Raw genomic sequence first — 15,235 nt, 5'->3', positions numbered from 1 at the left:
CTATGCCAATTAAAGTTGCAATCAATGGTTATGGCCGCATTGGGCGTAATATCGTTCGTGCATTGTACGAAGCGGGCCGTACCAATGAAATTCAAATTGTTGCAATCAATGATTTAGGCGACGCGAATACAAATGCTCACCTGACTAAATATGATTCAGTGCATGGAAAATTTCCTTTCGATGTGACCGTTGACGGTGATCATATCGTTATCAACGGCGATAGAATTAAAGTTTTCTCTGAAAGAGATCCATCAAAGTTGCCATGGGGCGAACTGGGCATTGATGCAGTTCACGAATGTACTGGCTTATTCACCAGCAAAGCCAAGGCATCTGCGCATATTACTGCCGGAGCCAAAAAAGTCATCATTTCGGCCCCAGGCGGCAACGATGTCGATGCAACTATCGTTTACGGCGTAAACCACGATGTTCTGAAAGCCTCAGATACCGTCATTTCCAATGCTTCATGCACAACTAACTGCTTGGCTCCATTAGTTAAGCCTTTACACGATGCGATTGGCGTTGAAAATGGTTTAATGACAACCATTCACTCATACACTAATGACCAAGTCCTGACAGATGTTTATCACAGCGATTTGCGTCGTGCTCGTTCAGCTACACAGTCAATGATTCCTACCAAGACCGGTGCAGCTGCAGCGGTAGGTTTGGTATTGCCAGAATTGAACGGCAAATTGGACGGTTTCGCGATGCGCGTGCCGACTATCAATGTTTCTGTTGTTGATTTAACTTTCACAGCAAGCAGAAACACCACCAAAGAAGAAGTTGATCAAATTCTGAAAGCGGCATCCGAAGGTCCGTTAAAAGGCATTCTGGATATCAATACTTTGCCATTGGTTTCAATGGACTTTAACCATAATTCAGCATCGTCAATTTACGAAGCATCGTTAACCAAAGTCCTGAACGGCAACCTTGTAAAAGTTCTATCTTGGTATGATAACGAGTGGGGCTTCTCAAACCGCATGTTAGATACGACAATTGCTTTAGTCAACGCGAAATAACGGGTTTCCAACACAATATGTTAAGAAGAACCAAAATTTTAGCAACGCTGGGTCCTGCTACGGATAAGCCGGGCGTACTTGAGGGTATGTTTGCAGCAGGCCTTGACTTTGTTCGTATGAACTTTTCTCATGGTTCTGCGGAAGACCATATTAAAAGAGCCAAAGCTGTTCGTGAGCTCAGCTTAAAAACCGGTCGGCTGGTTGGTATTCTTGCCGACTTGCAAGGCCCTAAAATCCGTATTGCCCGCTTCAAAGACACTAAAGTGTTTTTGAAAGAAGGCCAGGATTTTGCCTTGGACATCAACCTTGATCCCACTGCCGGCGACAACACGCAAGTCGGCATCACCTACGAACCGCTGGCTTTGGAAGTCAAGCCGGGCAGCCGCTTGTTATTGGACGACGGCCGCATCGTATTGGATGTGGTCAATGTCGAAAATATGCGCGTTAACTGCACGGTTGTAGTCGGCGGCGACCTGTCCAACAACAAAGGCATCAATTTGCTCGGCGGCGGGCTTTCCGCTGCCGCTTTGACCGACAAGGATAAAGAAGACATCAAAACCATCGCAAAAATTAAATGCGATTATGTGGCTGTCTCTTTTCCTCGTACCGCGGAAGACCTAAACGAAGCACGCCGTTTGCTGGAAGCCGAAGGCTGCCATGCCGGAATCGTGTCCAAGGTTGAGCGCGCCGAAGCGTTGGACGTTATCGATGAAATCATCCTGGCGTCCGATGCGGTCATGGTAGCGCGCGGCGATCTCGGCGTTGAGATTGGCGACGCAAACCTGCCGGCCGTGCAGAAAATGCTGATTAAACGCACCCGCGAGCTTAACCGTGTCGCCATTACTGCGACACAGATGATGGAGTCGATGATCGAAAACTCGATCCCTACCCGCGCGGAAGTCTGTGACGTTGCCAACGCGGTCTATGACGGTACCGATGTCATCATGCTGTCGGCTGAAACCGCATCCGGTAAACATCCAATCAAAGCGATTGAAGCGATGGACCGTATCTGCGTCGAAGCCGAAAAGCAACCTAGAGTACGCACTTCAGGGCATCGTGTTGAGCTTCAGTTTGAACGCGTCGATGAAGCGATTGCTATGTCTGCTATGTATATGGCTAACCATACTAAAATTCATGGCATTGCGGCATTAACCGAGTCGGGCTCTACAACATTATGGATGTCCAGAATTAGTTCAGGCATTCCAATTTTTGCGCTTAGCCCACACCAAGAAACCCTCGGTAGAGTTACTTTATATCGCGGCGTTTTTCCCGTGCTTTTCATGCACGATCTTAGCGACCATGCAGCAGTAAACAAAGCTATTATCGCAGAGTTAAAGAGGCGCGGAGTTGCTACAAACGGTGATACATTCATTATTACTCAAGGCGATCTTGAAGGAATAGCGGGTGGTACTAACTCTCTAAAAGTTATTACTGTTGGATAGGGGTAGCGCCTTGTTTTGTATTGATCGTCTGGCAGTTCCAGTTCGATAATTATACGTGTAACAACATTCCCATCTTAATGGCCTGAAAGATATTAATTTTTCAGGTCATTCTTCTTGCATGCATGGTCAGCTTGATAGAGTTGGCCATGCTGTTTTTTCGGTTGTATGATTGCTCGAACGGGTAGTTTTTCCGGAAATCATCATTCAGCAATGCTTAGCCATTAAGGGGGGGTACTTGGTTCTGGGTTTATGCCTGCGCATCCTGGTAAGTAAGAACTGCCGCCAAAACGCGGCAGTAAATTACAGTTAAAGTTAAATAGGTTCCCTGGTTAAAAGAGATATTTGCCAGCTACTGGCTTTAGGCGCTTTCAGAAAGATTAATTTCATTGCTAACGTCGGTCAGCGTTATGCTTTGTTCTACTTGAACAAGCACTTTTTGCAGGCCTATTCTTTTGACGCTATTGATTACCAGTGGAGATTTGATGGAGCCTTTAATGGTAGGCTGCTCGGATTCGTCTTTATGTAGAATTATCAGGATAAGCGCGTCTGTCGCATCTTCAATTCCTAGGGTAGAGACTTCTTCGTCGCTTAAAACAAAGTTGTAATTGATATTGAAGGCAGACGGAAGTGCAACTGAAAATACCAAGGATTCATCGTCTAGAGATTGTAGCCAGAAAATAAGTGGGTTCTGGCCCTCCTGATGGAATAGCTTGAAACGGCCCTGGTCTTCAAAACCTGGGATTCCGTTAGGAAAGCTGATAATAGTGCTGGGATCGATGGATTGTTCGCCGAAAAAATTTGATTTAATTTCCATAATGAACTCTGGTAAAGGTGGATGTAAGTGCAAATATATAGCCTAAAGCTATATATATGGCAAGGCTAACTTGAAGCCGGATGTTTACCAGGATTTTACCCAGTCTCCAATCCTGACGCCCAGATCGCGCGCAGGAGCTTCCAAGCGTCCAATCGAGTAACGGGGCATTACAGTCATGATCGTTAACACGCCGGCAGGTTGCTTGTCTCTACCTATGAAGCTGAGACCGCCATCGATATTTAAGTCATCGCCGCCGGTACTATAAACGACTAGTTGATCTCCGACATTAAGTCTTTCCTGAGCGCCGGCATCAATAAATACCTTGTCATCCTTAATTTCAACAATGCGCGTTGTAAAAGGGTAACAACTTAATGTTTGGCGAATATCCGAGCTTGCCTGATTTATGATTTTGGCGATTTTTTCGCCGGTCGAGGTAGAGTTAAAGCGCTCGCTGCCTACCGTATAAGTTGCCGGTACCCATACATCGCCTATGACGCTGTCGGTATAACGCTGTTGGAAGAGTAATGCGCCGGTAAAGCCGTCATGCACATAAATATCAATGCCGATTCCGCGTCTGGCTACGACTTCCCGGGCCAAGCTCCTGGCAAAAGCCAAAGGGCCCGCGCCGCTCATATATTCAGTCGATTCGACCTCCAAATCCCTAATGACGCCGGACAGTACCAGTTGGGTACCGTTGGATGTTGCGATTTGCATGACTTTTGAAGGGCGGTAAGCAGCGCGGTCCTGTATTTCCGGAGCTAAGTCGGGCCTCGGATATAGATTGATATTAGTAGCATTACTGCCTATAAAGTCGCCGGATTCGATCAAATGATTATTAAGTTCGCGTGGAATGCCGCCAGTTAAATCCTGCGATTCGTAGGCGGTTACTTGTTCCTGTTTAATTAGCGGGAAAGCTGTTGCGATAATACGCTTGCGCTGGTGAGGCGTGCAGGAGTTATCCGCTACCAAGTCCACCATCGCGACAACATGATAGATGTTATCCGTAGTCCATTCCTTGAGTACCTTGGTATTGCTGACGGCAGCAGCCGTACGCATCGAAACGGCGTCTATCGAAATATTGTTTTGATTGGCGAAAGTTTGGCCGTGAATATTAATCGATGATTGCATGGAGGCTTGACGAATAGCGTCCTGCAATGCTTGTTTCCTGGCTAATAGCGGCATGCTTTTATTAATGGCGGCCTGGCCTTCAACAGTTACCGTATTAGGCCGAGGTTGAATAGTAGTGGTGCAAGACTGGGTTAATAAAAACGCCACCCATATATATTTGAATAATATTTTTGCCATTCATCAAAACCGGTTTGTCTTTGAATAAACTGGATACAGCTTGTAAGCTTCATTAGATGCTATTTGCGGTAATTTTTCAAAGCTAATTGTGGGTGCGAATTTATTCAACACCCACTATTCGGGCAATTTCGGCCGGGTTATTTTGGGCTAAAACCTTTGCTCTTAGGGTAGCTGTAGCAATCAGTGGAATGGCATTCCGAACCAATACTCGATACAGTAGATGAGTTGTGGCTAACAGTAGGCGCCGGATTTTCCAGGCCTTGTTGAAGGCACTGGTTAATCGATTCGCTAGGACCATTAATGCATTCATAAAATCTTGGCGTTAAATCAAGTTCCACGACGGTTTCAAAAGTATCATCTCCTGCGTAAATATCGCTGCCGATAGCCGAAGTTCTTTTTACCCTGGCTCCGCGTAAATAAGCATTAAGATAAACTTGGTAATTGTCATGAGTAACTTCCGCGTCTTCGACGGTAGTTTGCCCGCGTAATTGAAGGCCATTAAGCTGCTCGGCTAAGCTTCTGTAAGCGTCCATTTTGGATGCTCTCATCGCCATCAATTTAATCTGCGAGCGTGAATAGCGATCGCTCTTTTCGACAGTGCCATAGCCCACGGCACTTAAGGTCTTATACGGCGGAAACGCCATTGGCGGCGCTTTGGCTGCCGTAGTTGTGGTGCAAGCAGTCATTAGTAAGCTGATGGCTACTCCGGCTGCCGCAAGTAAGGATCTATGCATTGCAAGCTTGCTGAGTGAGGATTTAATGTTCACGGTAATTACTCCTGTATCGGTTTGCCAATATAGCGGCTGATTCGTCTATTACTTAAGTTTTTCGTAAGCTATTTTCATTGCGAAATATGACTATTATTTGACTCCATTGCATCGGAAGCCTGTTCTCTGTATGCTGCACCGCATGCAGATAAATCTAATTTCAGTAGGAAACCGTATGCCCGGCTGGGTGCAGCAGGGCTACGACGAGTATGCCAAACGTTTACCCCGCGAGTGCGAGTTGGTGCTTAAGGAAATTACGCCCGGCAAACGAACCAAGAACAGTGATGTTGCCCGGATTGTTAAAGAGGAAGGAGAACGGATGCTTGCGGCAATCCCTCAAAATACCCATATTGTCACTTTAGATATTCCCGGCAAACCCTGGACGACACCTGAATTGGCGCAAGCGATGCAGCGCTGGCAAGAAAGCGGACAGCATGTTTCATTGCTGATTGGAGGGCCCGAAGGCTTGGCCGAGTCGGTCAAACAACTGGCGCGGGAATCATGGAGTTTGTCCAAGCTGACATTTCCGCATCCGCTGGTGCGTATTGTTGTTGCCGAGCAACTCTATCGCGCTTGGAGTATTCTTCATAACCATCCCTATCATCGTTAATGACTGTGCAGATCATTCTTGCCTCAGCGTCTCCTCGCCGTATGGAATTGTTGGATCAGATTAAGGTTGCTTATAAAGCCAGTCCGGTCGACATCGATGAAACGCCGCTACCTAGTGAAGCGCCGCTGGATTATGTGCAGCGGTTGGCTGCCGAGAAATCGGCGGCATGCGTCGCCCGGTTGGGCGACAGCCTTCCGGTTTTGGCGGCCGATACCGCAGTCGTACTGGACAACTTGATCATGGGCAAGCCCAAAGACCGGGACGATGCGTTGGCGATGTTGAGGTTGCTATCCGGTAGAATGCACCGGGTTTATAGTGCGGTTTCGCTCAGGGGGCGGGAGCATGGTCAGGCTGTGAGCATTACCGAGGTGACTTTCAGGTTCTTAACGGAATGCGAAATAGAAGCTTATTGGCACAGCGGCGAACCGGCCGATAAAGCCGGTAGTTATGCTATTCAAGGTTTGGGGGGCGTATTTGTAGAGTCGATTAGCGGCAGCTTTTCCGGTGTGGTCGGCCTGCCGTTATTTGAAACAGCGGAACTTTTATCCAGGCAAGGCATAGGTCTTTTCAAATGAGTGAAGAAATTTTAATTAACGTTACTCCGCCTGAGACGCGTGTTGCGGTTATTGAAAATGGCGTCTTGCAGGAATTAATTATCGAGAGAACCCGGCAGCGGGGATTAGTCGGCAACATTTATAAAGGTGAGGTGTGCCGGGTCCTGCCCGGCATGCAGGCGGCTTTTGTCGATATTGGCCTGCCCAGGGCGGCTTTCTTGCATCTTTCCGATTTGTGCGCAAAGGACCTGGAAAAGAAAGGTTCTGAAAACATCGAGCATTATCTGCACGAAGGTCAACATATTATCGTGCAGGTGGTCAAAGACCCCATAGGCAGCAAAGGCGCGCGCTTAACCACGGAAATATCGATACCGTCGCGTTTCCAGGTTTATATGCCTTATGCGCATAATTCCGGCGTGTCTCAGCGCATTGAATGCGAGACGGAAAGAGCCCGGTTAAGAGCTTGCCTGGATGCATTCAGGGCCGAGTATCAATGCGGCGGATTTATCGCGAGAACAGCGGCAGAGTGCGTTGATGAGTCGGTATTAATTGCCGATATGACATTTTTGCTGAAATTGTGGGAGTCCATTGCAGCCAAGATCGCCAACGCCAAGCCCAAGCAATTTATCCATAAAGATTTACCGCTGAGTATTAGGACATTAAGAGATTTATACCGGGAAGGTATTGAGAGAGTGCGGGTGGACTCAAGAGAAACCTATCTGCGCCTGGTTGAATTTGCGGAAATTTTTGTGCCGGAAATTGTGCCGGTAATCGAGCATTACACCGGCGAATGTCCGGTATTCGATATTTACAGTGTTGAGGATGAAATCCAGAAAGCGCTGGACCGCAAAGTCAACCTGAAATCGGGCGGGCACTTGGTATTCGACCAGACCGAATCGATGACGACTGTCGATGTCAATACCGGCGGCTATGTCGGCGGACGCAACCTCGAAGAAACTATTTTCAAGACCAACCTCGAAGCGGCGCAGACGATTTCCCGGCAGCTTCGGCTCAGGAATTTGGGCGGCATCATCATCATCGATTTTATCGATATGCAGAGCGAAGATCATAAAAAACAAGTGTTGCAGGCATTTGAGCGGCATCTGGAAAAAGATCACGCAAAAACCAATATCACCGAGGTATCGGTACTGGGCTTGGTCGAAATGACGCGTAAAAGAACGCGGGAAAGTTTGGAGCATATACTCTGCGAGCCTTGCAGAGCCTGCGGCGGCCGCGGGGTGTTGAAGACGCCCGAATCGATGTGCCTGGAAATATTCCGGGAGATTATCCGCGAAGTCAGACAGTACAAGGTTCAAAAGATATTGGTTTTGGCCTCCAATGAAGTCGTGGAGATGCTGCTTGATGAAGAGGCCGATATGCTGGCTGAACTGGAAGTTTTTTTAAGCGTACGCATCAAGTTCAGGGCTGAAGCCGAATACAATCAGGAGCAGTATGATGTGGTGTTGCTTTAGTGCATAAAGCACGCGATAGCGTCTTGAGGCATCCGGATTCGTCAGCTTAATCTTGTCCACGAAATACGCAAAAAGCACGAAAAGGCTTTTTAACCGGCAAGACCTTCAACAGCATGGCTGTATCAAGTTAGATGTAACTGCTTTCTTTCCGGAATGAGTGGTTGTATGGCAACTTTATACCCAAAGGGCATAAGTTTTGTTTGAGCAGACCGGCAGCTCAACTCAGCTTTATAATGGCTGTGTTTTTTTTCGTGTCTTCCGTGGACAATAGTTTCTTATTTTTATAATTGCTGAGTATTTGTCTGTAGTGACAAATACGAAATACTGATTTAACTTTCTTAGTGATCCATCATATTACGCGTGCCACGCGTCATCTTATTTTCTGGACTTTAATCGCAGCAGCTATCGGCTTGACCGGCGTACGCCTGCTATTGTCGGAGATTGAGCGCTATAAATCCAATTTAGCGGTCAACATCGGCACAGTTGTCGGCAATCCGGTAACTATAGGCCGCTTGGGTGCAAAGATGCGCGGATTTAATCCGGAGCTGGTGTTGAAAGATATAGCTGTCGCTTCTACCGGCAGCGAAAAGCCCGCTATCCAGTTTAATGAGATCCGTTTGGGAATTAATTTATTGGATATGCTGGCTAGCAGAGACTTGCTGGCTTCGTCCTGGGTCACTTTGGTGGGTGCCAAACTATCCATTAGACGGCAACGGGACGGTAGTGTTGCTATTGTCGGCATAAAATCCGGCGACGGGCAACCGGATTGGCTTTTACAGGGCAGAAAATACGAGGTATTGCAAAGCGAAATTACTTGGCTGGACGAAAAAACAGGCAACGGCCGGCCACTGGTATTTAATCAGGTCGATTTGGCGCTCAGTAATTTGGGAGAGCATCATCGGCTCAACGTGTTGATGAAATTGCCCCAAAAAATCGGCGATACCTTAAGGGTTTCAATGGATTTTAGCGGCAATGTTTTTGAGCCCTCAACTATTCAGGGGCGTGCTTACATAGAGGGCCAATCCTTGTTGTTGCCCGAATTGGCCGTGCTCGCTCAAACTTCGGTTGGTGAGCGGATACATATCGATAACGGCACTGGAACTTTTAAAATTTGGGGCGATTGGCGGCAATCGGAACTGGTGTCGATGGATGTTGATGCACAGATTCAGCAACTGGCATTAGCCCGGAAAGACAAGCGAGAGCTTTTTGCCAAACAGTTGAAAACCCGCCTTCATTGGGCACTAATCGGTGCCGGTAAGCAATGGCAACTCGATGTAAACGACTTTTCGCTGGGAAACCAGGATAATCCCCAAAGCGCTGTTAAAAAGTGGACTGATGCGATATTCAGCGTTTCCGGGCAGCGCATGGACGACAATGCGTTACACAAATTAGCGTTGTATGTCGAACGCTTGGATTTGCAGCAAGCGTCTAAGCTGGCGCAGTTTTTTATGCCATTGCCGGACAAACAGGCTAACTTGCTGGCTCAAGCCCAGGTACAAGGAATGTTGGGGCGTTTCTCGCTGTTTGCCGATCTGGATATGAAATCGCTTGCGTTGAACGGTAGTTTTGCCAACATCGGCATTGCCCCCTTATTGTCCGTTCCCGGCATAGAGAATTTGACCGGGCAGATAAAAGGCAATGAAAAACAGGGGACTATTACGCTCCAAACTAAAGAGGGCCGGTTAACGGCGCCGGAACTGTTTCGTGAAGTGCTGCCGATTGATCGTCTTCAAGGCCTGTTAAATTGGCGGCAAGATGAAAATGTCTGGTCTATATCCGGCACAGCGATTGATCTGGATTCCTTGAGTTTTCAAAGCAAAACCAAGTTTCGGGTCGATATTCCTAAAACAGCCAAGCCCGTTTTTATGGACTTACAGAGTTCATTCGCCGGCGATGCAACTCAAGTTTCACATTTTTATCCTGTGGGTATTATGGATAAAGATGTCGTTAGTTGGCTGGACCATGCGTTTATCCGCGGCAACATCGCCAACGGCGGTTTGCTGGTTTACGGTAATTTGAGCGATTTTCCGTTTAATACCGCCCCCGGTGTTTTCGAAGCCGTATTCAGTGGCGAGCAATTCGAGTTGTCATATGCTCCCGAATGGCCCCATATAAGCGGCATGAACGCCGAAGTTATGTTTTCGCAGGAAGGCCTTAAGGTTAATGTGCTGCAAGGACAATCCGGTATCGCCAGGGAGGATGCAAGACTGCCGGCAGCTGCCGCGGCGAAGGTTGCGATTAAACAAGCGGAAGTGACTATTCCGGATTTAAATAACAGCAAACATGTGCTGATTAAGGGCGAGGCCGAAGGCGGAATTGACCAGGTCTTGGCCTTTATGCAGCAGACCCCGTTGAGTTCGCCGGTAGATTCACTGCTGGAAGCTATTGCTCCGCAAGGACATACTCAAGTAACGCTGGATCTTAAAATTCCTTTAATTGATGGTGCGCCAACCAAAGTCGATGGGATGGCTCGGCTGAAAGACGCCAAATTAACTGTAAAGTCTCTCGATCTGCCGGTCAGCAAAATTAGCGGCGATCTCAAATTCAATGAGCAGGGAATTTTTAGCGACACCATTCAGGCAGCGGCTTTGAATCACCCGATACAAATCAATATTGGAAGTTCGGTTGACGAAACCGTCGTCAATGTCGAGGGGAGCGTTGGCGTTGACGACTTACAGCGACAATTCGCTATGCCTTGGTGGAAAATCGCGGCCGGTGCTGCGGACTACCGGCTAAAGCTGGCGTTGCCCTATGATAATGTTGCTCCGGAACTGCTTGTCGAATCAACTTTGTTCGGCGTATCTTTGGATTTACCGCCGTCCTTGGCTAAAACTAAGGAACAAATCATGCCGTTGTCGTTGACGTTTAACTTAAACGATGAGCAGTTATTGCCGGTACTGTTGAATTACGACAATAAAGTCAAAGCGGCGATGCAACTGGATACGGTTAAAAAAAATCTGTATTCGGGGAGTTTCTTGGTCGGAACCGGGGAGGTCGCTCAGTCTCAGGCAGCAGGAGTAAAGCTGGAAATCAACCGTGATCGCTTAGCCTTGCAAGACTGGTTAGGCTTGGCAACGGTTCAAGGCGCCGGTGACAATGTTATTGCGTTGAAAATTCATAGCGATCATGCGTTGTGGAACAAGACTGATATAGGCGCTTTTGGCCTGGACTTGAAACGCAGCAGTAACTTCTGGGAGGGGGCTATCGCCAGTTCGTTTGCAAAGGGAAGCGTCAAAATTCCCTCCGACTTCCAGAGTACTGGCAGGATCAGCCTGAACATGGATTCACTGGATATTTCGGCGTTAAAGCAAATACAATCGAAAGATGCTGCCGACTCGCAAGTATTATCGGCCGAGACGACCCCTTTATTGACGATCACCAGTAATAAAACATTATGGCAGTCGATCGACTTAGGGCGGTTATCATTGGCAACCGAACGCATACCGGGCGGCATGCGTTTCAGAAATGTGGAATTGACCGGAGAAAAGCAAAAGCTGGTCGCGTCCGGCGACTGGCAAACCAGGGGCGGGCATTCGATAACTCACGCCCAAGGACATCTCGAAGTGCCCCTTGCCGGGCAAATGTTGTCAAACTTGGGGATTACCAAGGATTTGAGCGAGACTAGCGCTGCTGCCGATTTCAGTGTTGATTGGAATGCGGCTCCTTATCAATTCTCGCTGGCAAGCCTGAAAGGCCAGGTGGACATTAATTTGAAGAACGGGCGAATCTTAAGCATCGAACCCGGGTTCGGCAGGTTATTGGGCGTGCTGGCGCTGGCACAGTGGGTAAAACGTGCACAGCTTGATTTTAGCGATGTTTATGAAGAAGGCTTGACGTTTAACAGCATCAAAGGCCATTTTGATTTAGCGAACGGAGTGGCGTCGACTCACAATTTAGTCGTCGATGCAGTGCCGGCGAAAATCGTCATCAGCGGCGATACCGATCTTGTCAATCAGACTGTTGATCATATTATCAACGTCACGCCTAAAAGTGCCGATGCGGTGCCTATTGCTGGTACAATTATGGGTAAAGTAGCGGCCTTGGTTGGGCGGTCTTTGACGGGAAAAGACCAGGAAGGTTTTTTCTTTGGTTCCCAATACTTGGTAAAAGGCGCTTGGGGCGAAGCGGAAATTATTCCGATGCATAAAAACGATGGATTATTTCAAAAAACCTGGAACGGCATTACCGATTTTCCATGGTTAAACCCACAAGAAGAAAAATAAAAATAGAGCTGTGATATTGATTCATAAGCTTACTGTAAATTAAAGAGAGACAAAGATGAGTAGATGCGCAGCCATACAAATGGCGTCAAGTCCCAATATCAGCGCCAACTTGCTGGAAGCCGAAAAGCTGATAGCGGAGGCGGTCAAGGCGGGTGCGAAACTGGTGGCGTTGCCGGAAAATTTTGCGTTGATGGGAGATCACGAACTGGACAAGATTAAAGCCAAGGAAGTCGATGGCTCAGGGCCTATCCAGAGTTTTTTGTCGTCGGTTGCTAAAAAACATGGCGTATGGGTTGTTGGCGGAACCATCCCTATAGCCGGTAACGACAGCAATAAGGTCCGGGCGGCTTGTCTGGTTTATAACGATCAGGGCGAACGGGTGGCACGCTACGATAAAGTGCATTTGTTTGACGTCAACGTTCCCGGCAGTAACGATGTTTATCGCGAGTCCGATTCAATTGAACCGGGCAATGACTTGTTGGTTATCGATACGCCTTTCGGCAGGCTGGGGGTAGCGGTTTGTTACGATCTGCGCTTTCCCGAATTCTTCCGTAAAATGGACGCGGACATACTGGTTATTCCGTCTGCGTTTACCGCAGAAACCGGAGCCGCTCATTGGGAGTTATTATTGCGCGCGCGAGCCGTCGAAAATCTGTGTTATGTGATTGCGCCGAATCAAGGAGGGTTTCATCTTAATGGCCGTAAAACGTTCGGGCATAGCATGATTATCGATCCTTGGGGCGTGGTGCTGGATTGCTATAAAACGGGCGGCGGTTTTGTTTCCGCGGAGATAGATATCGAACGCCTGGAAAAAGTGCGGGGTGCATTTCCGGCACTGAATCATCGTCGTTTTTTTTGTGAGTAATATGCGCATAATCGTTAAAAGCTTATTGTTGACCGTTTTTCTGGCTGCTTGCGGATCGGAGCCAAGTCGCTACCGCGATACCGAAGCTCTTGAGCGTCCGCCTGCCGTAATCAGCGAAAGTCCTGCCAAAGAACAACGCATTGTCGATACCAGTTCGATTCCGAAAAGAAAAGACACGGCCGGATTAGGTCCGGACGTTTACTTGAATAGCCCGCTGCAATTGACGATTAAACAGCCGTTTGACGATGCCTGGAATACTTTAGGCCGGGCATTGAAGCAAAGCGATATTAAAGTAACCGATCATGAACGCGATAAGGGGCTTTATTATGTTACCCAGGATAAAACGGATAGAACCGGCTTTTTCGCCAAGGCGACCGCTTTTTTAAGCGATGATCCATCCATTTATCTTCTGACCGTAAAACAGGAGGGAGAAGAAACAACAGTAACAGCCTCAGTTCCTAACGCGGCCGAACAGAGCAGTGCAACGAGCGAAAGTGCTTCGGCTCCCTCGGTCGAAGGCGCGGAAGACCTGTTGAAGGTATTGTTTAATACGCTACATGACAAGCTGGAAGAAAAATGACGAAGCAGGGATGTTGTTGCATCCTTACTTTTTTACTTGAACTTTTATTGTAAATTTTTTGATGGAAATACTAAACCTTGCAAGACAAGCTATCTTGATGCCGGCTGGTATACAGGATAGCGATATTGAAAAGATTATGAGCCGGTTGCTGAGTTCGCCGGTCGATGCGGCGGATATTTATTTTCAATCCAGCCATTTTGAATCTTGGGTCATGGAAGGCGGCATCATTAAAGAAGGCACTCATAATATCGAACAAGGCGCCGGCGTGCGTGCAGTGTTCGGCGAAAAGACCGGTTTTGCTTACAGCGACCGGATTGAATTGCCGGTATTGCTGGAAGCGGCGAATAATGTCAAAGCCATCGTTCGCCAAGGGCAAGAAGTTGACCGTTCGCATTGCAAAGTGTCAATGCACGCAGGTGACTGGCCGAAGCATTATGCTCTGCACAACCCGTTAAAATCACTTGCGGATCAGCAGAAAATCGACTTATTGCACCGGGTTGAAAACGAAACCCGCAAACTGGACAGCCGTATTGAAGAAGTTATCGTCAGCTTGGTCGGCGTTCATGAGCATATCCTGGTAGCCAGGCAAGACGGCTCGCTGGTCGCCGATGTCCGGCCTTTGGTGCGGATGAATGTGACCGTCATCGTGGAACAGGACGGCCAGCGCGAACAAGGCAGCATGGGCGGCGGCGGACGTTGCGATTACAACTATTTTATCGACCGGGATACTGCGTTGGGATACGGCCGCGAAGCGGTAAGACAGGCATTGGTCAATCTTGAGGCCGTCGAAGCGCCTGCCGGCAACATGACGGTCGTGTTGGGATCGGGCTGGCCCGGTATCTTGTTGCATGAAGCTATCGGTCATGGTTTGGAAGGCGATTTCAATCGCAAAGGCACTTCGGCATTCAGCGGGCGCGTTGGCGAACGCGTGGCGTCCGACTTATGTACTGTCGTCGATGACGGTACTTTGCAGGGACGGCGCGGCTCGCTGACAATCGACGATGAAGGCACGCCGACTGAAAAAACAGTATTGATCGAAAACGGCATACTGAAAGGCTATATGCAGGATCAACTGAATGCACGCCTGATGGGCGTCAGCCCTACCGGTAACGGACGGCGTGAATCCTACGCACATCTACCGATGCCGCGTATGACCAATACCTATATGCTGCCGGGCAGGCATGATCCTGAAGAAATTATCAAATCGGTCAAAAAAGGCTTGTATGCGAAAAATTTCGGCGGCGGGCAGGTCGATATTACCTCGGGCAAGTTTGTGTTTTCTGCCAGCGAAGCCTATTTGATCGAAGACGGTAAAATTACCCGTCCGGTTAAGGGGGCAACATTGATTGGCAATGGGCCGGAAGTGCTGACGAAAGTATCGATGGTCGGTTCCGACCTGGAGCTGGATAGCGGCGTCGGCACCTGCGGCAAGGATGGGCAAAGCGTGCCGGTCGGTGTCGGTCAACCTACGCTAAAGATTGATGGCTTGACGGTTGGCGGGACCAGTGTTTAAAAGTTTGTAGGTTGGGAGAGCGTAACCTAACAATCAACTTTATGTAGGGTGCGTATCTCGTACCACTTTTCTAC

Annotated in this window: 12 protein-coding genes; 9 read left to right on the top strand and 3 right to left on the bottom strand. The window is 48.3% G+C overall.

Annotated features, from left to right (window positions below; all coding sequences use genetic code 11):
- Positions 1-2 precede the first annotated feature (2 nt).
- Both gap and pyk read left to right on the top strand, forming a co-directional pair.
- Entirely contained in the window at positions 3-1,016 is a 1,014-nt protein-coding gene (gap, locus tag EKO24_RS17215; RefSeq protein ID WP_127027928.1) for a type I glyceraldehyde-3-phosphate dehydrogenase, read from the top strand.
- A 17-nt stretch (positions 1,017-1,033) separates the two neighbouring features.
- Positions 1,034-2,458 carry a pyruvate kinase gene (pyk, locus tag EKO24_RS17210; RefSeq protein ID WP_127027927.1) on the top strand — a complete coding sequence of 475 codons (1,425 nt, stop codon included), beginning with the start codon at positions 1,034-1,036 and terminating at the stop codon, positions 2,456-2,458.
- 358 nt (positions 2,459-2,816) lie between these two features.
- Here the strand turns inward: pyk and fliW are convergent, their stop codons facing one another.
- The 3 genes from fliW to EKO24_RS17195 form a co-directional block, all read right to left on the bottom strand.
- The gene (gene fliW, locus EKO24_RS17205; protein WP_127027926.1) at positions 2,817-3,272 is read right to left on the bottom strand and encodes a flagellar assembly protein FliW; all 456 of its coding nucleotides are present in this window, start codon (positions 3,270-3,272) and stop codon (positions 2,817-2,819) included.
- 84 nt (positions 3,273-3,356) lie between these two features.
- Complete coding sequence (locus EKO24_RS17200; RefSeq protein WP_127027925.1) at positions 3,357-4,577, bottom strand: flagellar assembly protein T N-terminal domain-containing protein; 1,221 nt, start codon at positions 4,575-4,577, stop codon at positions 3,357-3,359.
- 137 nt (positions 4,578-4,714) lie between these two features.
- Entirely contained in the window at positions 4,715-5,344 is a 630-nt protein-coding gene (locus EKO24_RS17195) for an LPP20 family lipoprotein (RefSeq protein WP_241674606.1), read from the bottom strand.
- 142 nt (positions 5,345-5,486) lie between these two features.
- Here EKO24_RS17195 and rlmH point away from each other — a divergent pair, with 142 nt between their 5' ends.
- The 7 genes from rlmH (at position 5,487) to tldD (ending at position 15,161) form a co-directional block, all read left to right on the top strand.
- Positions 5,487-5,954 (top strand): 23S rRNA (pseudouridine(1915)-N(3))-methyltransferase RlmH, encoded by a 468-nt coding sequence (gene rlmH / locus EKO24_RS17190; protein WP_127027923.1) that lies wholly within the window; start codon positions 5,487-5,489, stop codon positions 5,952-5,954.
- On the top strand, positions 5,954-6,529 hold the full coding sequence (locus EKO24_RS17185; protein WP_127027922.1) for a Maf family protein: 576 nt from the start codon (positions 5,954-5,956) through the stop codon (positions 6,527-6,529). Before rlmH ends, EKO24_RS17185 begins: the two co-directional genes overlap by 1 nt.
- Entirely contained in the window at positions 6,526-7,980 is a 1,455-nt protein-coding gene (gene rng / locus EKO24_RS17180) for a ribonuclease G (RefSeq protein WP_127027921.1), read from the top strand. Before EKO24_RS17185 ends, rng begins: the two co-directional genes overlap by 4 nt.
- Positions 7,981-8,321: 341 nt before the next feature.
- Entirely contained in the window at positions 8,322-12,203 is a 3,882-nt protein-coding gene (locus EKO24_RS17175) for a YhdP family protein (RefSeq protein WP_127027920.1), read from the top strand.
- A 55-nt stretch (positions 12,204-12,258) separates the two neighbouring features.
- Complete coding sequence (locus EKO24_RS17170; RefSeq protein ID WP_127027919.1) at positions 12,259-13,068, top strand: carbon-nitrogen hydrolase family protein; 810 nt, start codon at positions 12,259-12,261, stop codon at positions 13,066-13,068.
- Between the two features lies 1 nt (position 13,069).
- Positions 13,070-13,648, top strand: a complete 579-nt coding sequence (bamC, locus tag EKO24_RS17165) for an outer membrane protein assembly factor BamC (protein ID WP_127027918.1) — start codon at positions 13,070-13,072, stop codon at positions 13,646-13,648.
- A 61-nt stretch (positions 13,649-13,709) separates the two neighbouring features.
- Positions 13,710-15,161, top strand: coding sequence for a metalloprotease TldD (gene tldD / locus EKO24_RS17160; RefSeq protein ID WP_127027917.1), 1,452 nt, complete (start codon positions 13,710-13,712; stop codon positions 15,159-15,161).
- Positions 15,162-15,235: the final 74 nt, after the last annotated feature.

Origin of the sequence: Candidatus Methylobacter oryzae, assembly GCF_003994235.2 — a bacterium.
Classification (GTDB): Bacteria; Pseudomonadota; Gammaproteobacteria; order Methylococcales; family Methylomonadaceae; genus Methylobacter_A; species Methylobacter_A oryzae.
Note: the sequence above shows the minus strand (reverse complement) of the source record. Positions and strands in the feature narration are given on the sequence as shown.